Source organism: Klebsiella sp. KPN54798, assembly GCF_021184225.1.
Taxonomy (GTDB): Bacteria; Pseudomonadota; Gammaproteobacteria; order Enterobacterales; family Enterobacteriaceae; genus Klebsiella; species Klebsiella pneumoniae.
In genome coordinates this window covers 5,349,760-5,370,693 of record NZ_CP089234.1, presented here as the reverse complement: position 1 = coordinate 5,370,693, position 20,934 = coordinate 5,349,760, and the positions used below count along the sequence as shown (strand labels likewise).

Annotated in this window: 15 protein-coding genes, 1 tRNA gene and 3 rRNA genes; 11 read left to right on the top strand and 8 right to left on the bottom strand. The window is 53.8% G+C overall.

Features of this window, described 5'->3' with window-relative positions:
* Window positions 1-372 precede the first annotated feature (372 nt).
* From LPQ25_RS25735 to rrf, 4 genes are all read left to right on the top strand, one after another.
* Window positions 373-1,910, top strand: a 16S ribosomal RNA gene (locus tag LPQ25_RS25735).
* An 85-nt stretch (window positions 1,911-1,995) separates the two neighbouring features.
* A tRNA-Glu gene (locus LPQ25_RS25730) sits at window positions 1,996-2,071 on the top strand.
* Between the two features lie 178 nt (window positions 2,072-2,249).
* A 23S ribosomal RNA gene (locus tag LPQ25_RS25725) occupies window positions 2,250-5,141 on the top strand.
* Between the two features lie 96 nt (window positions 5,142-5,237).
* A 5S ribosomal RNA gene (rrf, locus tag LPQ25_RS25720) occupies window positions 5,238-5,353 on the top strand.
* The 16S, 23S and 5S rRNA genes sit together here with 1 tRNA gene alongside, the layout of an rRNA operon.
* 198 nt (window positions 5,354-5,551) lie before the next feature.
* On the opposite strand, the gene mobB is transcribed toward rrf, so the two are convergent.
* On the bottom strand, window positions 5,552-6,058 hold the full coding sequence (mobB, locus tag LPQ25_RS25715; RefSeq protein ID WP_002882596.1) for a molybdopterin-guanine dinucleotide biosynthesis protein MobB: 507 nt from the start codon (window positions 6,056-6,058) through the stop codon (window positions 5,552-5,554).
* Window positions 6,055-6,636 (bottom strand): molybdenum cofactor guanylyltransferase MobA, encoded by a 582-nt coding sequence (gene mobA / locus LPQ25_RS25710; RefSeq protein WP_012737088.1) that lies wholly within the window; start codon window positions 6,634-6,636, stop codon window positions 6,055-6,057. The genes mobB and mobA overlap by 4 nt, the downstream gene beginning before the upstream one ends.
* A gap of 71 nt (window positions 6,637-6,707) precedes the next feature.
* On the opposite strand from mobA, the gene LPQ25_RS25705 reads away from it, so the two are divergent.
* The 3 genes from LPQ25_RS25705 to dsbA all read left to right on the top strand — a co-directional run bounded on the left by LPQ25_RS25705 (window position 6,708) and on the right by dsbA (window position 8,690).
* Window positions 6,708-6,977, top strand: a complete 270-nt coding sequence (locus LPQ25_RS25705; protein WP_002882612.1) for a YihD family protein — start codon at window positions 6,708-6,710, stop codon at window positions 6,975-6,977.
* Window positions 6,978-7,052: 75 nt separating this feature from the next.
* Window positions 7,053-8,039: a serine/threonine protein kinase gene (locus LPQ25_RS25700; protein WP_004187940.1), complete on the top strand. Its 987-nt coding sequence runs from the start codon at window positions 7,053-7,055 to the stop codon at window positions 8,037-8,039.
* 27 nt (window positions 8,040-8,066) lie between these two features.
* Window positions 8,067-8,690: a thiol:disulfide interchange protein DsbA gene (dsbA, locus tag LPQ25_RS25695; RefSeq protein ID WP_004146224.1), complete on the top strand. Its 624-nt coding sequence runs from the start codon at window positions 8,067-8,069 to the stop codon at window positions 8,688-8,690.
* Window positions 8,691-8,737: 47 nt separating this feature from the next.
* Here the strand turns inward: dsbA and LPQ25_RS25690 are convergent, their stop codons facing one another.
* Entirely contained in the window at window positions 8,738-9,637 is a 900-nt protein-coding gene (locus LPQ25_RS25690) for an acyltransferase (RefSeq protein WP_002882728.1), read from the bottom strand.
* 396 nt (window positions 9,638-10,033) lie between these two features.
* Between LPQ25_RS25690 and polA the strand changes: the two genes are divergently transcribed.
* A complete protein-coding gene (gene polA / locus LPQ25_RS25685) occupies window positions 10,034-12,826 on the top strand; it encodes a DNA polymerase I (protein ID WP_004187937.1) in 2,793 nt (930 codons plus the stop codon).
* 165 nt (window positions 12,827-12,991) lie between these two features.
* Window positions 12,992-13,039 (top strand): small protein SpfP, encoded by a 48-nt coding sequence (locus LPQ25_RS27480; protein WP_071892919.1) that lies wholly within the window; start codon window positions 12,992-12,994, stop codon window positions 13,037-13,039.
* Window positions 13,040-13,173: 134 nt separating this feature from the next.
* On the opposite strand, the gene yihA is transcribed toward LPQ25_RS27480, so the two are convergent.
* A complete protein-coding gene (yihA, locus tag LPQ25_RS25680) occupies window positions 13,174-13,806 on the bottom strand; it encodes a ribosome biogenesis GTP-binding protein YihA/YsxC (protein ID WP_002882734.1) in 633 nt (210 codons plus the stop codon).
* Between the two features lie 583 nt (window positions 13,807-14,389).
* Between yihA and yihI the strand changes: the two genes are divergently transcribed.
* Window positions 14,390-14,896 carry a Der GTPase-activating protein YihI gene (yihI, locus tag LPQ25_RS25675; RefSeq protein ID WP_009309723.1) on the top strand — a complete coding sequence of 169 codons (507 nt, stop codon included), beginning with the start codon at window positions 14,390-14,392 and terminating at the stop codon, window positions 14,894-14,896.
* A gap of 188 nt (window positions 14,897-15,084) precedes the next feature.
* Complete coding sequence (hemN, locus tag LPQ25_RS25670; RefSeq protein ID WP_002882745.1) at window positions 15,085-16,458, top strand: oxygen-independent coproporphyrinogen III oxidase; 1,374 nt, start codon at window positions 15,085-15,087, stop codon at window positions 16,456-16,458.
* 35 nt (window positions 16,459-16,493) lie between these two features.
* Here the strand turns inward: hemN and LPQ25_RS25665 are convergent, their stop codons facing one another.
* The 4 genes from LPQ25_RS25665 to glnA form a co-directional block, all read right to left on the bottom strand.
* Window positions 16,494-16,604 (bottom strand): YshB family small membrane protein, encoded by a 111-nt coding sequence (locus LPQ25_RS25665; RefSeq protein WP_004152951.1) that lies wholly within the window; start codon window positions 16,602-16,604, stop codon window positions 16,494-16,496.
* Window positions 16,605-16,714: 110 nt separating this feature from the next.
* Window positions 16,715-18,124 carry a nitrogen regulation protein NR(I) gene (gene glnG, locus LPQ25_RS25660; RefSeq protein ID WP_002882749.1) on the bottom strand — a complete coding sequence of 470 codons (1,410 nt, stop codon included), beginning with the start codon at window positions 18,122-18,124 and terminating at the stop codon, window positions 16,715-16,717.
* Window positions 18,125-18,132: 8 nt separating this feature from the next.
* Window positions 18,133-19,182: a nitrogen regulation protein NR(II) gene (glnL, locus tag LPQ25_RS25655; RefSeq protein WP_004146229.1), complete on the bottom strand. Its 1,050-nt coding sequence runs from the start codon at window positions 19,180-19,182 to the stop codon at window positions 18,133-18,135.
* Between the two features lie 188 nt (window positions 19,183-19,370).
* Window positions 19,371-20,780: a glutamate--ammonia ligase gene (gene glnA / locus LPQ25_RS25650; protein ID WP_002882753.1), complete on the bottom strand. Its 1,410-nt coding sequence runs from the start codon at window positions 20,778-20,780 to the stop codon at window positions 19,371-19,373.
* Between the last annotated feature and the right edge of the window lie 154 nt (window positions 20,781-20,934).

Genomic DNA, 20,934 nt, shown 5'->3' with positions numbered 1-20,934 from the left:
CATTGTTGAAAAAAGAGACGGTTGAAAACTTTTTTTGCATTTCCCCTTGTCACCTCAGAATTACTCCCTATAATGCGCCTCCACTGACACGGAACAACGGCAAACAAGCCGCCGGGTCAGCGGGGTTCCGGTGAGAACCTCGCAGAGAAAAGCAAAAATAAATGCTTGACTCTGCAGCGGGAAAGCGTAATATGCACACCCCGCGCCGCAGCGAAAACGAAGCGGCACTGCTCTTTAACAATTTATCAGACAATCTGTGTGGGCACTCAAAGTGACATGGATTCTTAACGTCCTCGGACGAAAAATGAATACCAAGTCTCAAGAGTGAACACGTAATTCATTACGAAGTTTAATTCTTTGAGCATCAAACTTAAATTGAAGAGTTTGATCATGGCTCAGATTGAACGCTGGCGGCAGGCCTAACACATGCAAGTCGAGCGGTAGCACAGAGAGCTTGCTCTCGGGTGACGAGCGGCGGACGGGTGAGTAATGTCTGGGAAACTGCCTGATGGAGGGGGATAACTACTGGAAACGGTAGCTAATACCGCATAACGTCGCAAGACCAAAGTGGGGGACCTTCGGGCCTCATGCCATCAGATGTGCCCAGATGGGATTAGCTAGTAGGTGGGGTAACGGCTCACCTAGGCGACGATCCCTAGCTGGTCTGAGAGGATGACCAGCCACACTGGAACTGAGACACGGTCCAGACTCCTACGGGAGGCAGCAGTGGGGAATATTGCACAATGGGCGCAAGCCTGATGCAGCCATGCCGCGTGTGTGAAGAAGGCCTTCGGGTTGTAAAGCACTTTCAGCGGGGAGGAAGGCGGTGAGGTTAATAACCTCACCGATTGACGTTACCCGCAGAAGAAGCACCGGCTAACTCCGTGCCAGCAGCCGCGGTAATACGGAGGGTGCAAGCGTTAATCGGAATTACTGGGCGTAAAGCGCACGCAGGCGGTCTGTCAAGTCGGATGTGAAATCCCCGGGCTCAACCTGGGAACTGCATTCGAAACTGGCAGGCTAGAGTCTTGTAGAGGGGGGTAGAATTCCAGGTGTAGCGGTGAAATGCGTAGAGATCTGGAGGAATACCGGTGGCGAAGGCGGCCCCTGGACAAAGACTGACGCTCAGGTGCGAAAGCGTGGGGAGCAAACAGGATTAGATACCCTGGTAGTCCACGCCGTAAACGATGTCGATTTGGAGGTTGTGCCCTTGAGGCGTGGCTTCCGGAGCTAACGCGTTAAATCGACCGCCTGGGGAGTACGGCCGCAAGGTTAAAACTCAAATGAATTGACGGGGCCCGCACAAGCGGTGGAGCATGTGGTTTAATTCGATGCAACGCGAAGAACCTTACCTGGTCTTGACATCCACAGAACTTTCCAGAGATGGATTGGTGCCTTCGGGAACTGTGAGACAGGTGCTGCATGGCTGTCGTCAGCTCGTGTTGTGAAATGTTGGGTTAAGTCCCGCAACGAGCGCAACCCTTATCCTTTGTTGCCAGCGGTCCGGCCGGGAACTCAAAGGAGACTGCCAGTGATAAACTGGAGGAAGGTGGGGATGACGTCAAGTCATCATGGCCCTTACGACCAGGGCTACACACGTGCTACAATGGCATATACAAAGAGAAGCGACCTCGCGAGAGCAAGCGGACCTCATAAAGTATGTCGTAGTCCGGATTGGAGTCTGCAACTCGACTCCATGAAGTCGGAATCGCTAGTAATCGTAGATCAGAATGCTACGGTGAATACGTTCCCGGGCCTTGTACACACCGCCCGTCACACCATGGGAGTGGGTTGCAAAAGAAGTAGGTAGCTTAACCTTCGGGAGGGCGCTTACCACTTTGTGATTCATGACTGGGGTGAAGTCGTAACAAGGTAACCGTAGGGGAACCTGCGGTTGGATCACCTCCTTACCTTAAAGAACCTGCCTTTGTAGTGCTCACACAGATTGTCTGATGAACGTAAAGAAGCAAGGCGTCTTGCGATTGAGACTTCAGTGTCCCCTTCGTCTAGAGGCCCAGGACACCGCCCTTTCACGGCGGTAACAGGGGTTCGAATCCCCTAGGGGACGCCACTTGCTGGTTCGTGAGTGAAAGACGCGTGCCGATGTATCTCAAAACTCATCTTCGGGTGACGTTTGAGATATTTGCTCTTTAAAAATCTGGATCAAGCTGAAAATTGAAACGACACACAGTTAATGTGTGTTCGAGTCTCTCAAATTTTCGCAATCTGAAGACATCTTCGGGTTGTGAGGTTAAGCGACTAAGCGTACACGGTGGATGCCCTGGCAGTCAGAGGCGATGAAGGACGTGCTAATCTGCGAAAAGCGTCGGTAAGGTGATATGAACCGTTATAACCGGCGATGTCCGAATGGGGAAACCCAGTGCAATTCGTTGCACTATCGTTAACTGAATACATAGGTTAACGAGGCGAACCGGGGGAACTGAAACATCTAAGTACCCGAGGAAAAGAAATCAACCGAGATTCCCCAGTAGCGGCGAGCGAACGGGGAGCAGCCCAGAGTCTGAATCAGCTTGTGTGTTAGTGGAACGGTCTGGAAAGTCCGACGGTACAGGGTGATAGTCCCGTACACCAAAATGCACAGGTTGTGAACTCGAAGAGTAGGGCGGGACACGTGGTATCCTGTCTGAATATGGGGGGACCATCCTCCAAGGCTAAATACTCCTGACTGACCGATAGTGAACCAGTACCGTGAGGGAAAGGCGAAAAGAACCCCGGCGAGGGGAGTGAAAAAGAACCTGAAACCGTGTACGTACAAGCAGTGGGAGCACCTTCGGGTGTGACTGCGTACCTTTTGTATAATGGGTCAGCGACTTATATTCTGTAGCAAGGTTAACCGTATAGGGGAGCCGCAGGGAAACCGAGTCTTAACTGGGCGTTAAGTTGCAGGGTATAGACCCGAAACCCGGTGATCTAGCCATGGGCAGGTTGAAGGTTGGGTAACACTAACTGGAGGACCGAACCGACTAATGTTGAAAAATTAGCGGATGACTTGTGGCTGGGGGTGAAAGGCCAATCAAACCGGGAGATAGCTGGTTCTCCCCGAAAGCTATTTAGGTAGCGCCTCGTGAATTCATCTTCGGGGTAGAGCACTGTTTCGGCTAGGGGTCATCCCGACTTACCAACCCGATGCAAACTACGAATACCGAAGAATGTTATCACGGGAGACACACGGCGGGTGCTAACGTCCGTCGTGAAGAGGGAAACAACCCAGACCGCCAGCTAAGGTCCCAAAGTCATGGTTAAGTGGGAAACGATGTGGGAAGGCACAGACAGCCAGGATGTTGGCTTAGAAGCAGCCATCATTTAAAGAAAGCGTAATAGCTCACTGGTCGAGTCGGCCTGCGCGGAAGATGTAACGGGGCTAAACCATGCACCGAAGCTGCGGCAGCGACACTATGTGTTGTTGGGTAGGGGAGCGTTCTGTAAGCCTGCGAAGGTGTGCTGTGAGGCATGCTGGAGGTATCAGAAGTGCGAATGCTGACATAAGTAACGATAAAGCGGGTGAAAAGCCCGCTCGCCGGAAGACCAAGGGTTCCTGTCCAACGTTAATCGGGCAGGGTGAGTCGACCCCTAAGGCGAGGCCGAAAGGCGTAGTCGATGGGAAACAGGTTAATATTCCTGTACTTGGTGTTACTGCGAAGGGGGACGGAGAAGGCTATGTTAGCCGGGCGACGGTTGTCCCGGTTTAAGCATGTAGGCTGGTTGTCCAGGCAAATCCGGATAATCAAGGCTGAGGTGTGATGACGAGGCACTACGGTGCTGAAGTAACAAATGCCCTGCTTCCAGGAAAAGCCTCTAAGCATCAGGTAACATTAAATCGTACCCCAAACCGACACAGGTGGTCAGGTAGAGAATACCAAGGCGCTTGAGAGAACTCGGGTGAAGGAACTAGGCAAAATGGTGCCGTAACTTCGGGAGAAGGCACGCTGGTGTGTAGGTGAAGTCCCTGCGGATGGAGCTGAGACCAGTCGAAGATACCAGCTGGCTGCAACTGTTTATTAAAAACACAGCACTGTGCAAACACGAAAGTGGACGTATACGGTGTGACGCCTGCCCGGTGCCGGAAGGTTAATTGATGGGGTTATCCGTAAGGAGAAGCTCTTGATCGAAGCCCCGGTAAACGGCGGCCGTAACTATAACGGTCCTAAGGTAGCGAAATTCCTTGTCGGGTAAGTTCCGACCTGCACGAATGGCGTAATGATGGCCAGGCTGTCTCCACCCGAGACTCAGTGAAATTGAACTCGCTGTGAAGATGCAGTGTACCCGCGGCAAGACGGAAAGACCCGTGAACCTTTACTATAGCTTGACACTGAACATTGAGCCTTGATGTGTAGGATAGGTGGGAGGCTTTGAAGCGTGGACGCCAGTCTGCGTGGAGCCAACCTTGAAATACCACCCTTTAATGTTTGATGTTCTAACGTTGGCCCTTACCGGGGTTGCGGACAGTGTCTGGTGGGTAGTTTGACTGGGGCGGTCTCCTCCCAAAGCGTAACGGAGGAGCACGAAGGTTAGCTAATCCTGGTCGGACATCAGGAGGTTAGTGCAATGGCATAAGCTAGCTTGACTGCGAGCGTGACGGCGCGAGCAGGTGCGAAAGCAGGTCATAGTGATCCGGTGGTTCTGAATGGAAGGGCCATCGCTCAACGGATAAAAGGTACTCCGGGGATAACAGGCTGATACCGCCCAAGAGTTCATATCGACGGCGGTGTTTGGCACCTCGATGTCGGCTCATCACATCCTGGGGCTGAAGTAGGTCCAAGGGTATGGCTGTTCGCCATTTAAAGTGGTACGCGAGCTGGGTTTAGAACGTCGTGAGACAGTTCGGTCCCTATCTGCCGTGGGCGCTGGAGAATTGAGGGGGCTGCTCCTAGTACGAGAGGACCGGAGTGGACGCATCACTGGTGTTCGGGTTGTCATGCCAATGGCACTGCCCGGTAGCTAAATGCGGAAGAGATAAGTGCTGAAAGCATCTAAGCACGAAACTTGCCCCGAGATGAGTTCTCCCTGAGACTTTAAGTCTCCTGAAGGAACGTTAAAGACGATGACGTTGATAGGCCGGGTGTGTAAGCGCAGCGATGCGTTGAGCTAACCGGTACTAATGAACCGTGAGGCTTAACCTTACAACGCCGAAGATGTTTTGGCGGATTGAGAGAATTTTCAGCTCTGATACAGATTAATCGATACGTCGGTGAGACGTGTTGATAAAACAGAATTTGCCTGGCGGCACTAGCGCGGTGGTCCCACCTGACCCCATGCCGAACTCAGAAGTGAAACGCCGTAGCGCCGATGGTAGTGTGGGGTCTCCCCATGTGAGAGTAGGGAACTGCCAGGCATCAAACAAGTGAAGAGCCCATCCTGCCGGATGGGCTTTTTGCGTTTCTGTCGTCCGGCCAGCGTGCCGGTATGCCTCCCCGGTGGCGCTGCGCTTGCCGGGGCTACGGATCCGACACGGGGCTACGTCCCTGTGGCCGGACAAGGTGCGCAGCACCGCCTCCGGGAAAATCCCTCCTATATCACCGTCGATAAATGACTATTGCCTCTCTAACCAACTCACAATAAATGTCGCGATCTGTGGTACATCATTTAAATCCAGCAGCGGAAGTGAGGTCGCGATCGATACATCGCTGGCCACGGCGATGGTATGCTCATCAATTACCAGCTCTTCTACACGATGGCCGCTGTTTTGCCGAAAAAGCAGGATCTTCGGCACGGGTTCATGTTTGAACCCCTCCACTAAAACCAGATCCAGTTTGCTGGCATCCATTCGACTGACCAGCCACGTGAGATCTAATTCCGGCTTCTCTGGCGTCTCGGTCATCAATGCCCACCGCTGTTCGCTGGCGACAATAGTTTGCGCAGCGCCCGCCTTACGCAGTTCATAGCTATCTTTGCCCGGCTTATCCACGTCCATATCATGATGGGTGTGCTTTATCAGTCCCGGGCGTAATCCTAGAGCGCAAAGCTCAGGGATAAGACGCTTTAATAATGTTGTTTTTCCGGTACCGCTCCATGCGGCGATCGCCAGTAATGGGATCATGATGGCTCCTGCATCTGCTGCAAATCTTCGAGCGTATTTACATTAATGAAAGCTGTTTTCACATCGCTGAAATTCACCGGGCGCCCATCCATTTGCCGCATAAAAACCATCACCCTGCGCTCTCCATGAGCCAGATAAGCCTCCAGTTCCGGAATGATTTGACGATGAACTAATGCAACGGCAGGATGATCCCGTTCGCCGTCATGGGCCCAAACGACCGGTGCGTCCCCTCTCTGCTGGATAAAGCGCTCCACCAAAAAGGACGGAATGAACGGCGTGTCGCAGGGGCAAAAAACAAACCATGGGCTCGCGACCTGCTGCATCACAGCAAGCATTCCGGCCAGCGGCCCCTGATAACCCTCCTGTATGTCTCGAAAGACCGGATATCCGCTGGCACGCCACTGTTCAAGATGACGATTGGCGCTAATGACTAACTCATCTACCTGCGGGGCTAATGCTTCCGCGACGTGTCGCCAGAGAGGGCGACCATTTAGCGCCTGTAATCCTTTATCAATGCCGCCCATCCGCGTGGCCCTGCCGCCCGCCAGCACGACGCCGGTTATCGCCTCGCTTTGCATATGAATATCGCCTCTTTCATTGTGGGATTGACCCTGTTAACTTGTCCCTATCAAGAGTAAGGAGCATGACCATGAAATGTAAACGTCTGAATGAAGTAATTGAACTCCTCCAGCCAGCCTGGCAAAAAGAGCCTGAACTGAACCTGATGCAATTTTTGCAGAAGCTGGCGAAAGAGGCCGGCTATGATGGCGAACTGAGCGATCTTTCCGACGATATTCTGATCTATCACCTGAAGATGCGCGACTCTTCCAAAGATGCTGTCATCCCGGGTATTCAGAAGGATTATGAAGAGGACTTTAAAACCGCGCTGCTGCGCGCCCGCGGGGTAATAAAAGAGTAAAAGGTTGTAAGCGCTACCGCGTAAAGTGCAATGAGATGATATCCTGAACTATTCGTACGATTATCGGATGTCAGGATGCACGATAAGGCTTTTACTTTTCAGACGCTTCGCCCGGATACCATTATCGATGGGTTATTCGATCTGGGTATGCGGGTGGACTCCGGTCTCACCCCGCTAAACAGCTATGAGAACCGCGTTTATCAGTTCCAGGACGAAGAGCGCCATCGCTATGTGGTAAAGTTCTATCGTCCTGAGCGCTGGTCCGCAGAACAGATCCTTGAAGAACACCAGTTTGCGCTTCAGCTTGTAGAAGATGAAGTGCCCGTTGCTGCGCCGCTCTTATTTAATGACAGCACGCTTCATCAGCATCAGGGATTCTACTTTGCCGTTTTCCCAAGCCTTGGCGGTCGTCAGTTCGAAGCGGATAACCTTGATCAGATGGAATGGGTTGGCCGCTACCTGGGGCGCCTGCACCAGACTGGCCGCAAACAGCGCTTTACTGCCCGCCCGGAAATTGGCGTGCAGGAGTACCTGCTGGAACCGCGTCAGGTGTTTGAGCAGGCGACGCTGATCCCCTCTGGCCTGAAGGCCGATTTCCTGAAGGCGACCGATAAACTCATTGCTGCCGTCATGGAGCAATGGCACGGCCGCGGGAACACGTTGCGCCTGCACGGTGACTGCCATGCCGGTAATATCCTCTGGCGCGACGGACCACTGTTTGTCGACTTAGACGATGCGCGCACCGGCCCGGCGATTCAGGATCTGTGGATGCTGCTCAACGGCGATAAGGCTGAACAGCGTATGCAGCTGGAGACTATTGTCGAGGCCTATGAGGAATTCAGCCCCTTTAACAGCGATGAAATCGCGCTGATTGAACCTTTACGCGCTATGCGACTGGTTTATTATCTGGCGTGGTTGCTCAGACGCTGGGACGATCCCGCTTTCCCGGTCAATTTCCCCTGGTTAACCGGGGAGGATTACTGGCGGGGGCAGACGTCGACTTTTCTTGAGCAGGTGAAGGTTCTACAGGAACCCCCGCTTCAGTTAACGCCAATGTATTAATGTGATATATCCAGGAGAGAGTAAATCATGAAAAAAGTTTGGCTGGCGCTGGCTGGTATGATTCTGGCTTTTAGTGCATCCGCTGCCCAGATCACCGACGGCAAGCAGTACATCACCCTTGATAAGCCGATTGCTGGCGAGCCGCAGGTGCTCGAGTTCTTTTCGTTCTACTGCCCGCACTGCTACCAGTTTGAAGAAGTGCTGCATGTCTCTGACAATGTGCGTCAGAAACTGCCGGAAGGCACTAAAATGACCAAATACCACGTTGAGTTCCTGGGTCCGCTGGGCAAGGATCTGACGCAGGCATGGGCGGTGGCCATCGCGCTGGGCGTTGAAGACAAAATTACTGCGCCGATGTTCGAAGCCGTGCAGAAAAACCAGACTGTGCAGAGTGTGGCTGACATTCGTAAAGTGTTTGTCGACGCTGGCGTGAAAGGGGAAGACTACGATGCCGCATGGAATAGCTTCGTGGTGAAATCTCTGGTCGCTCAGCAAGAGAAAGCGGCAGCCGATCTGCAGCTGCAGGGCGTACCGGCTATGTATGTTAATGGTAAATACCAGCTGAATCCGCAGGGGATGGACACCAGCAATATGGATGTCTTCGTCGCTCAGTATGCGGATACCGTGAAGCAACTGGTAGAGAAGAAATAAAAAAACGCCGGTCACTGACCGGCGTTACTTTATCTGTTTTGCAATAGCTACCGTTCTTTGTCCCGCATGATGTCAGTCAACTGACGGTCTTTCTCTTCCCATAGGCCATTCAGCCAGCGCTGGAAGCCGCGCTTAAAGTTCTTATCGTTAACGTAATCGCCGTGCAGCTCTTCGCCAATAGGGACCAGATTGATACGGACCACGATGCGCGTCAGGCGGCCGCTTAACATATCGTAAAATGGTCTTGTATGATTATCCGGGTAGCACAGCGTGACGTTCAGCAGTTTATCGAACTGCGAACCGAGTACGTTGAGCGCCATGGCGATACCAGCGGCTTTCGGCGGTAACAGGTTGTGGTAAGGAGAGCGCGTTTCGCGCTTTTTTTCTTCGGTAAAACGCGAGCCTTCCACAAAATTGACGATAGTCGTCGGATGCGCGCGAAATTTTTCACACGAACGGCGGGTGGTTTCGACATCTTTACCGCGGCGCTCCGGGTGACGAATAAGATAGCTGCGCGAGTAGCGGCGCATAAAAGGCATATCCAGCGCCCAGCAGGCGAGGCCAATGAAGGGTACCCACGCCAGCTGTTGTTTAAGGAAGTACTTATTCATCGGAATATGCTTGCGGAACAGCACGCACAGCACCACGATGTCTGCCCAGCTGTGGTGGTTGCTGATCAGCAGATACCAGTTCTTTTTGTTCAGGCCTTCCAGACCCTGGACGTCCCATTTTAGCCAGGGATTGAGATGCAACAGCAGCGCCAGCCCTTCGCACCAGCAGTACATCATAAAATTGCAAAAAACGGATATAGAGCGCCATACCGCTGGAATGGGGACCAGCAGTTTAATCAGCCCGGCGACGATGATCGGTACAGAGCAGATAATGGTGACTAAGATGGTTAAGGCGATACTCAGCGGAAGTGTTATCGCAGCGAGTAATCTCGACATAGTTAGTTTATTCAGAAAGTTAGGCTGACAAAGAGCGCCTTTAAGCTGCGCAAGAGGCTGATTTTACCAGAAAACGCGGCAAATGACGGGTCTTACCAGAACAGAAAAAAACAAGGATCTTCTATCCACATGGAAGATTAGGTCATCAAATTAATGCCAGGATCGTTGATCTGTTTTTAAGTGGTTGATAAATAGTAAATAATACTATTTATTCATTTATTTTCAGGGGCGGATAAGCTGACGTTGTAAAACTATGCACAAAGTTATCCACAAGCTAAGTTGTCGCGCGATCGCGACGATCGTTGAATCTTTTCCGCGAATTGCGGGAAAAATTCAGGATTTCATGCCCGTCTGTGGCATCCTTTATCCATAATCTGATAAACAGGCACGGAAATTATGGTTCAGATCCCAGAAAACCCTCTCATCCTCGTTGACGGCTCCTCCTATCTTTATCGGGCGTATCATGCGTTTCCGCCGCTGACTAACAGCGCAGGGGAGCCCACCGGGGCTATGTACGGCGTACTGAATATGCTGCGCAGTTTGATACTGCAGTATCAACCGACTCATGCCGTCGTGGTCTTTGATGCGAAAGGGAAAACCTTCCGTGATGAATTGTTCGAGCATTACAAATCTCACCGCCCGCCGATGCCGGACGATCTGCGCGCGCAGATTGAGCCGTTGCATAAGATGGTGAAAGCGATGGGGCTGCCGCTGATGGCTGTCCCGGGCGTCGAAGCTGACGATGTGATTGGCACCCTGGCGCGGGAAGCGGAAAGGGCAGGTCGCCCAGTCCTGATCAGCACCGGCGATAAAGACATGGCCCAGCTGGTGACGCCGGGCATCACCCTGATCAATACCATGACCAACACTATCCTCGGACCGGATGAGGTGGTTACTAAGTACGGCGTCCCGCCGGAGCTGATTATTGATTTCCTGGCGCTGATGGGCGACTCCTCGGATAACATTCCCGGCGTGCCGGGCGTGGGCGAAAAGACCGCCCAGGCGCTGCTGCAAGGCCTCGGCGGCCTTGATACGCTGTATGCGGAACCGGAGAAGATCGCTGAACTGAGCTTCCGCGGCGCGAAAACGATGGCGGCGAAGCTCGAGCAGAACAAGGACGTGGCTTATCTCTCTTATCAGCTGGCGACCATCAAAACCGACGTCGAGCTGGAGCTCACCTGCGAAGAGCTGGAGGTGCAGCCGCCGGCGGCAGACGATCTGCTGGCGCTGTTCAGACAGTATGAATTTAAGCGCTGGACCACCGACGTTGAGGCCGGAAAATGGCTGCAGGCTAAGGGGGGCAAACCGGCTGCGAAACCTGCAGTGCCTGCAGCAGCGGCAGAAGCGGAAGAAGAGGTTGAAGCCGCTACTGCACTTTCAGCAGAGCATTATGTCACTATCCTTGATGAGGCTACGCTGCTCACCTGGATCGATAAGCTGAAGCAGGCGCCGCTCTTTGCCTTTGATACGGAAACCGACAGCCTGGATAACATCTCCGCCAACATGGTTGGTCTTTCATTCGCTGTTGAGCCGGGCGTGGCCGCCTATGTCCCGGTAGCGCATGATTATCTTGATGCGCCGGATCAGATCCCGCGCGAGCGCGTGCTGACGCTGCTTAAACCGCTGCTGGAGGATGAGAAGGTGCTCAAGGTCGGGCAAAATCTCAAATACGATCGCGGCATTTTGGCTAATTACGACATTGAGCTGCGCGGGATTGCGTTCGATACCATGCTCGAGTCTTACATTCTCGACAGCGTGGCGGGCCGCCACGATATGGACAGTCTTTCCGACCGCTGGCTGAAACATAAAACCATTACCTTCGAAGAGATCGCTGGCAAGGGTAAGAATCAGCTCACCTTTAATCAGATTGCGCTGGAAGAGGCTGGTCGCTACGCGGCGGAAGATGCCGACGTTACGCTCCAGCTGCATCTGAAGATGTGGCCGAAGCTACAGCAGCATGAAGGCCCGCTGAATATCTTCCAGCATATTGAAATGCCGCTGGTGCCGGTGCTGTCTCGCGTTGAGCGCAACGGCGTTAAAATCGACCCCGCCGTGCTGCATGCGCACTCGCAGGAAATTGCCCAGCGCCTGGTTGAGCTGGAGCAGCGAGCACATGAGATCGCCGGGGAAGCGTTTAATCTCTCCTCCACCAAACAGCTGCAAACGATCCTGTTTGAAAAACAGGGTATCAAGCCGCTGAAGAAGACGCCGGGCGGTGCGCCGTCCACCTCTGAAGAGGTGCTGGAAGAGCTGGCGCTCGATTATCCGTTGCCGAAAGTGATTCTGGAGTATCGTGGGCTGGCGAAGCTGAAGTCGACCTATACCGATAAGCTGCCGCTGATGATTAACCCCAAAACGGGCCGCGTGCATACCTCCTATCATCAGGCGGTCACCGCCACCGGCCGTTTGTCGTCTACCGATCCAAACCTGCAAAACATTCCGGTGCGTAACGAAGAAGGGCGCCGTATTCGCCAGGCGTTTATCGCGCCGGAAGATTACGTCATTGTCTCGGCGGACTACTCGCAAATCGAGCTGCGCATTATGGCGCACCTGTCGCGGGATAAAGGCCTGCTGACCGCCTTCGCGGAAGGGAAGGATATTCACCGGGCGACGGCGGCTGAAGTATTTGGCTTACCGCTGGACAGCGTCAGCAGCGAACAGCGGCGCAGTGCGAAAGCCATCAACTTCGGTCTGATCTACGGCATGAGCGCCTTTGGCCTGGCCCGCCAGCTGAACATCCCGCGTAAAGAAGCGCAGAAGTACATGGATCTTTATTTCGAACGTTATCCGGGCGTCCTGGAGTATATGGAGCGCACCCGCGCACAGGCGAAGGAGCAAGGGTATGTTGAAACGCTGGATGGCCGTCGACTCTATTTGCCGGATATCAAGTCCAGCAATGGCGCTCGTCGTGCCGGCGCGGAGCGTGCGGCGATTAACGCCCCGATGCAGGGGACGGCTGCGGATATTATCAAGCGGGCGATGATTGCCGTTGATGAATGGCTGCGGAGCGAGAAACCTCGCGTGCGGATGATCATGCAGGTTCACGATGAACTGGTCTTTGAAGTGCATAAGGATGAGCTCGATGCCGTATCGAAAAAGATCCACGAACTGATGGAGAACAGCACTACGCTGGCGGTACCGTTGCTGGTGGAAGTGGGCAGCGGCGAAAACTGGGATCAAGCGCACTAAGTATACAAAGCGCAACGCGATTTTCTGTAAGTAAGCAACATAACTTATAGAGTTTTGTGAGGATCATTTGAATTTGCTATGTAAATAGTGAAAAAAAACTACAAAAAATGCTTTATCCGTGAGCGAAAGAAGAGTAAAGTTATTCGCGTAGGGTACAGAGGTAAGATGTTCTATCTTTCAGACCTTTTACTTCACGTAATCGGATTTGGCTGAATATTTTAGCCGCCCCGGTCATTTATGACCGGGGCGTTTTTTATTGCGCGAAAGAAAAGTTTTAGGCTGTGAAAACAACGTAGTATGAACGTCCGGATAGGGCGCTACGCGCCGTTATCCGGAAAAAGCGGGGGTTACTCGGCGTCTTCGACGGCTTCTTGCGGCGGGATTTCGTTAAACCAGCTATCCAGCTTCTGTCGCAGCTTATCGACGCCAGATTTTTTCAGCGAAGAGAAGGGTTCAACCTGGACATCGCCATTGAAGGCCAGTACCGCTTCACGCACCATATTCACTTGCGCTTTACGCGCGCCGCTGGCGAGTTTATCGGCTTTGGTGAGCAGTACCAGCACCTGAATATCGCTCTCTACCGCCCATTCGATCATCTGCTGATCGAGATCTTTAAGCGGATGACGTATGTCCATCAGCACCACGAGACCCTTCAGGCACAGACGTTTTTCCAGGTATTCCCCCAGCGCGCGCTGCCACTTGATCTTCATCTCTTCGGGTACTTGCGCATAACCATAGCCGGGCAGGTCGACAAGGCGCTTGCCCTCAGCGACTTCGAACAGGTTAATCAGCTGCGTACGCCCCGGGGTTTTGGAGGTACGCGCCAGGTTCTTCTGATTAGTCAGCGTATTCAGCGCGCTGGATTTTCCCGCGTTGGAGCGGCCGGCGAACGCCACTTCAATACCGGTATCGGCAGGAAGATGGCGGATATCTGGCGCGCTAGTGACAAAGTGCGTCAGTTGATAATTCCAGTTGGTCAAGACGGTCGTCTCCGTTAAAACAGGCTATGGCAGGGATTATACCTGAACAGCAGAAAAAGGCTGTTTTTACCGCACGCCGTTCCTGTAAGTAAAAACCATATGGTTTGTGAGACATTGACTATTCTTTGTATAGGACATACCTGAGGAAAATAAGACAAAACATATTTAAAGTGTTGAAAATTAATTAATTATAGAAATAGAGAATTCTGAAAATAGATTTTTAACTGCCAGACTGGTTGTCGATTTTTGTCAACAAGGTAAAGTAATACACAACGGCGGGGATGCTGAAAGGATTAGGACTCAGGACGAGGAGTCAGGAAGCGCCAGGAGGCGAAGACCACAGGATAGTCAGGATGACGCGCGTCTTGGAGACGTTTTACAGGGAAAAGGAAGAAACAGGGACCGTTGGACGCTAAGGGAAAGACAGGGTGAGTCGTTAGCGAACAGGGAAAGAAGAGCCCGTTAAGGGTGGTCAGTGAGGAAAAAGGCGACAGAGTAATCTGTCGCCTTTTTTCTTTGCTTGCTTTCTGCTAGATTCCGCCTCAATTCTATACTGAATACTACTGTCTGAAGATTACACATCATGAAAAAACCGACATCCGCCACCCGTGGCAAATCCGGCCGCAAGTCGCGTGAAGAGTTAAATCAGGAAGCTCGCGATCGCAAACGGCAGAAGAAACATCGTGGCCACGCGGCAGGCAGTCGCGCGAACGGCGGCGATGCGGCTTCAGCGGGTAAAAAACAGCGTCAGGCGCAAGATCCGCGCGTGGGTAGCAAAAAACCGATCCCGCTGGGCGTGAGCGAAAGCAGCGTTCCAGCTCCCAAGCAGCATAAACCAAAGAGCGAGAAACCTATGCTTTCACCGCAGGCTGAGCTGGAGTTGCTGGAGAATGATGAGCGCCTGGACGCGCTGCTGGAACGTCTGGAAGAGGGCGGCACCCTGAATGCTGAAGAGCAGAGCTGGGTGGACGCCAAACTGGATCGCATTGATGAGCTGATGCAGCAGCTCGGCCTCTCTTACGATGATGAAGATGAAGAAGAGGAAGAGCGTCAGGAAGATATGATGCGTCTGCTGAAGGGTGGAAACTAACATTTGCATCCCATCGGATTCCCGGTACTCCTTATAACCCTTCTGGTTATATGTTATCTGCTGTGGTTATTCGTTAAACTACGACGGTTGTCGCGGCGTCAGAAATGGCTGCGCAACCGGCTCATGACCCGCGGTGCGGTGGGGCCGGGACGGCGTACCCGTCGGCGGCACCATCGGAAGGAGTGAGCATGTCTGAGCAGATAATCGACTGGGATCTGGCCCTGATCCAGAAATATAACTATTCCGGGCCGCGCTATACCTCGTATCCCACCGCGCTGGAGTTTTCACCGCAATTTGGCGCGGCGGAATTCGATGCCGCTGTGGCCCGTTACCCACAGCGTCCCCTGTCGCTGTACGTGCATATCCCGTTTTGCCATAAGCTGTGTTATTTCTGCGGCTGCAATAAGATAGTCACCCGCCAGCAGCATAAGGCCGATCAATATCTCGATGTCCTTGAACAGGAGATCATCCACCGCGCGCCGCTGTTTGCCACTCGCCAGGTGAAGCAACTGCACTGGGGGGGCGGCACGCCAACTTATCTCAATAAGGCGCAAATCAGTCGCCTGATGGATCTGTTGCGCAGCCATTTTCATTTCAGCGCGGAAGCCGAGATCTCCATTGAGGTCGATCCGCGTGAGATCGAGCTGGATGTCCTCGATCATTTACGCGCTGAGGGTTTCAACCGCCTGAGTATGGGCGTACAGGACTTCAATAAAGAGGTTCAGCGTCTGGTTAACCGTGAGCAGGACGAAGCGTTCATCTTTGATTTGCTCAACCATGCGCGGGAGATTGGTTTTACCTCGACCAATATCGACCTCATTTATGGCCTGCCGAAGCAAACGCCGGAGAGCTTCGCCTTTACCCTGCAAAAGGTCGCCGAGCTCAATCCTGACCGCCTGAGCGTGTTTAACTATGCGCATCTGCCCACGCTCTTTGCCGCTCAGCGGAAGATTAAAGATGCCGATCTGCCCTCCGCTGAGCAGAAGCTGGAGATCCTGCAGGAAACCATCGGCTCGCTGACGACGGCAGGCTATCAGTTTATCGGCATGGACCATTTCGCCCGTCCCGATGATGAATTAGCGGTCGCGCAACGTCACGGCGTACTGCATCGTAATTTCCAGGGCTACACCACTCAGGGCGATACCGATCTGCTGGGGATGGGCGTTTCGGCGATCAGCATGATTGGCGACAGCTACGCCCAGAACCAAAAAGAGCTCAAGCAGTACTACCAGCAGGTAGCAGAGCAAGGGAACGCCCTGTGGCGCGGGATCGCGTTAACTCGCGATGACTGTCTGCGTCGCGACGTGATTAAAGCGTTGATCTGTAACTTCCAGCTGGATATCGCGGCGGTCGAGGCGCAGTGGGATGTGGATTTTGCGTCTTATTTCGCCGAGGATCTGAAGCTGCTGGCGCCGCTGGCGCATGACGGGCTGGTGGCTGTGGATGATAAGGTCATTCAGGTGACGGCGAAAGGCCGCCTGCTGATCCGCAACATCTGTATGTGCTTTGATGCCTACCTACGGCAAAAGGCCCGAATGCAGCAGTTCTCACGGGTTATTTAATATTTTCCCCCTCTCCCGCAGGAGAGGGGGAACAATTAGCTGAACAGCCCGACCAGCGCAGCGCACAGCACGGCAGCGACTGCCGTTTGTGGCGTGTGACTCGCAGCGGCGCCGCTCGATATCATACTCACCAGTGATTCAAACATGATGCTCTCCCCTAATGCCGGGCACGATCATACTCAACTCATCGGAACAGTAAAGTACAAAATAGCAGCACTTTGCGCCGATCGGCTATTTTTCATCATGCTGTTGAACCCTACTCCATACCCAACTCTTTTAGCTTACGCGTCAGGGTATTACGTCCCCATCCCAGCAGGCGCGCAGCCTCCTGTTTGTGCCCCTGAGTATGGCGCAGGGCGGTCGTTAGCAGCGTGCGCTCCATTTCGGGTTGCGCTTCTGAGAGCAGGTTTTGATGACCGGATCGCAACGCCCGATCGGCCCACTGACCCAGCAGCGTCGCCCAGCTGTCAGGCTGCATCTGCGTTGGGCTATCAGGAATCGTGGTCTCAAACAGTTCGCTCGGCAGATCCTGCGTCAGCACCTCCTGGCCGGCGGCCATGACGGTGAGCCAGCGACAGGTGTTTTCCAGCTGACGGACGTTGCCTGGCCACGCCAAGCGGGTCAGCGCTGTCTCCGTTTCCGGATGCAGCTGTTTGGCTTCAACGCCGAGCTCGCGGGCGGCTATCTGCAGAAAATGGCGGGCCAGGCGTGGAATATCTTCCCGGCGCTCACGCAGCGGTGGTAAATGCACCCGGATGACGTTCAGGCGGTGGAACAAATCTTCACGAAATTTCCCCTCCTGCACGCGCTGTTCCAGGTTCTGGTGGGTAGCGGCGATGATCCGCACATCGACCTTGACCGGCGCGTAACCGCCCACGCGATAAAACTGACCATCCGCCAGCACGCGCAGCAGACGAGTCTGGACATCAAGCGGCATATCGCCAATTTCATCCAGGAACAGCGTACCGCCGTCAGCCTGTTCAAAGCGACCCTGACGGACGGTATTTGCGCCGGTAAAGGCTCCTTTTTCATGGCCGAACAGCTCGGACTCAATCAGGTCCTTGGGGATCGCCGCCATATTCAGCGCGATAAACGGCGCTTTTGAGCGTGGACTATGGCGATGCAGGGCATGTGCGACAAGCTCTTTACCGGTACCGGATTCGCCATTGATCAGCACGCTGATGGATGAGCGCGACAGGCGGCCAATAATGCGAAAGACATCCTGCATAGCTGGCGCTTCGCCGATGATGTCGGCAGTTGGGCTACTTATCGGCGCATTTCGCGGCTGCTGCTGCTCTTGATAGTGGCTTATCGCCCGGTCGACGAGGGCGACGGCTTCATCGATATCAAAAGGTTTGGGCAAATAATCAAACGCGCCCTGCTGATAAGCGCTGACCGCGGCGTCCAGATCGGAATGCGCGGTCATTATGATGACCGGAAGCATTGGATGGCGCTGCTTAATCTGTTTGAGCAGCGCCAGACCATCCATTCCGGGCATACGGATATCTGACAGCAGTACATCCGGGGTTTTGGTGGTGAGGGCATCTAGCACCTCATTGCCGCTTTCGAACGTTGTGCAGCTCAAGCCGGCTCCGGTGAGCGCGCGTTCAAGCACCCAGCGGATGGAGCTATCGTCATCAACGATCCAGGCTATCCCTCGTTGCATAAACACCTCTACTTCCGAATAGGCAGGTATACCGAAAATTCGGTATGACCCGGCCAGCTGGTGAATTCAATTTTGCCGGAGTGCTGATCGATAAGGCTACGGGCGATAGATAAGCCCAGGCCGGTACCGCCTTCGCGGCCGCTGACCATCGGATAGAACAGCGTATCCTGGAGATGGGGCGGAATACCCGGGCCATTATCTTCAACGTCGATGCGGGCGGCGAGGCGATAACGCACCCCGTGCAGCGTCAGCTGGAAAGCGGTGCGGGTGCGAAGAATAATTTCGCCCCCTTCCGGCCCCAGAGCCTGCAGCGCATTACGGACGATGTTCAGCAACACCTGTTCAATTTGATCCGGGTCGTGGGGTAGCTCTGGTAGGCTGGGGTCGTAATCGCGGATCAACTTCACGTTGTCCGGCAACTCCATGGAAACCAGTTTAACTACCCGTTCGGCGACTTTGTGGATGCTTTCGGTAACGTGCATGCCCGGATGCTGTGGTCCGAGCAGGCGGTCGACCAGATTTCTTAGCCGGTCGGCCTGCTCAATGATCACTTTGGTATATTCCGTTAGCGCCGGGTCGGGCAGCGCTTTGCTGAGCAGCTGGGCCGCGCCGCGCAGGCCGCCTAACGGGTTTTTTATCTCATGCGCCAGGCCGCGGACGAGGTCGCGAGCGGCGACCTGCTGCGCATGCTGCAGCTGCTCCTGGCTCAGGCGGCGCTGATTATCCATCGGCGCCATTTCCAGCAGAATAAAGCCTTCCGGCAGCCGCTGGGCGGTCAACGACAGGATGTGCGAACGGCCATCGATAACCAGGGTCACTTCGTTATCGGTAAACCCCTGGCCCGCCTGCAGGCTCTCCTGCATCAGCCCGATATTCAACGAAAAATAGCTCAACAGCTCAGGTAATGGGGTGCCAAACAGTTTGCGCGAGCTCTGCGCCAGCAGCTGCTGCGCCGCAGGGTTGGCAAAGTGCACAGCCAGGTCATCATCGACCAGTAAAATACTGTTGATAAGGGAGTTAAGGATCTGCCCAGCATCGGGCAGTGTGCCTGTTGCCATTCGACAGTCTCCTGAAAATGAGTGCACCAATTTAGTGCAGTATAGCTTTTTATCGGTAAAAAGCTCGCGAGATCAGCGTGTTGGTGGAGAAAAAAGCCCATCCTGAGATGGGCTGAAAGTTTCCACGGCAACAAAATATCCCGGGCATCTCGCGCCACAACACGACATACCCTGGATTTACAGCAAAATTAGACGCTGTAGTACAGTTCGAACTCAACCGGATGCGGAGTCATGCGTACGCGGTCGTTCTCTTCCATACGCAGGGCGATGTAGGCATCGATAGCGTCATTGGTGAACACGCCGCCAGCGGTCAGGAACTCGCGGTCAGCATCCAGGGCCTGCAGGGCTTCTTCCAGAGAACCGGCAACCTGCGGGATCTCTTTCGCTTCTTCCGGCGGCAGGTCATACAGGTTTTTATCCATTGCTTCGCCCGGATGGATTTTGTTCTTGATACCATCAAGGCCAGCCATCAGCAGCGCCGCAAAGCACAGGTACGGGTTGGCAGCCGGGTCCGGGAAGCGCACTTCGATACGACGCGCTTTCGGAGAGGTCACCACCGGAATACGGATAGAGGCAGAGCGGTTACGGGCAGAGTAAGCCAGCATAACCGGCGCTTCGTAACCCGGGACCAGACGCTTGTAGGAGTTGGTGGTCGGGTTCGCCAGGGCGTTGATGGCTTTAGCGTGTTTGATTACGCCGCCGATGTAGAACAGCGCCTGCTCAGACAGACCGGCGTATTTGTCGCCGGAGAACAGGTTGGTACCGTTTTTCGCCAGAGACATATGGCAGTGCATGCCGGAGCCGTTGTCGCCGAACATCGGTTTCGGCATAAAGGTCGCGGTTTTACCAAAGCGGTGAGCGACGTTGTGAACAACGTATTTGTAAATCTGAATTTCATCCGCTTTTTTGGTCATGGTATTGAAGCGGGTTGCCACTTCGTTCTGACCTGCGGTTGCTACTTCATGGTGATGGGCTTCAACAACCAGACCCATCTCTTCCATGATCATACACATGGTGGAACGGATGTCCTGAGAAGAGTCTACTGGCGGAACCGGGAAGTAACCCCCTTTCACGCCCGGACGGTGACCTTTGTTACCGCCTTCGTATTTGGTGGAGGAGTTCCACGCACCTTCAATGTCATCGATCGCGACATGGGAGCCGGAGATAGAGGCGCCAAAACGGATGTCGTCGAACAGGAAGAATTCTGGTTCTGGCCCGAACAGGACGGTATCAGCGATGCCGGTGGCGCGCAGGTACTCTTCAGCGCGTTTCGCGATGGAGCGCGGGTCACGGTCATAGCCCTGCAGGGTGCCTGGCTCGAGGATATCGCAGCGGATGATCAGGGTCGGTTCTTCGTAGAACGGGTCAATGACCGCGGTGGACGCGTCCGGCATCAGGACCATGTCAGATTCGTTGATACCTTTCCAGCCACCAATCGAGGAGCCATCAAACATTTTGCCTTCTTCGAAGAATTCGGCATTTACCTGATGAGACGGAATCGTGACGTGCTGTTCTTTACCTTTGGTATCGGTGAAGCGCAGATCGACAAACTTCACTTCGTGCTCGTTCAGCATCGTCAAAACGTGTTCAGCGGACATACTTAAACTCTCCCGGATTGGTCATTGTCGTCGTGGTAACGAAAACTTCATACTGCTTAAAAGTGGCGTTGTTGCCTTAAAAAATATAAAGCGAAATCTGTGCCAACTTTTAAATGCCCCATAAAACGCTGTATCATGCGCACCATAGTGCAAA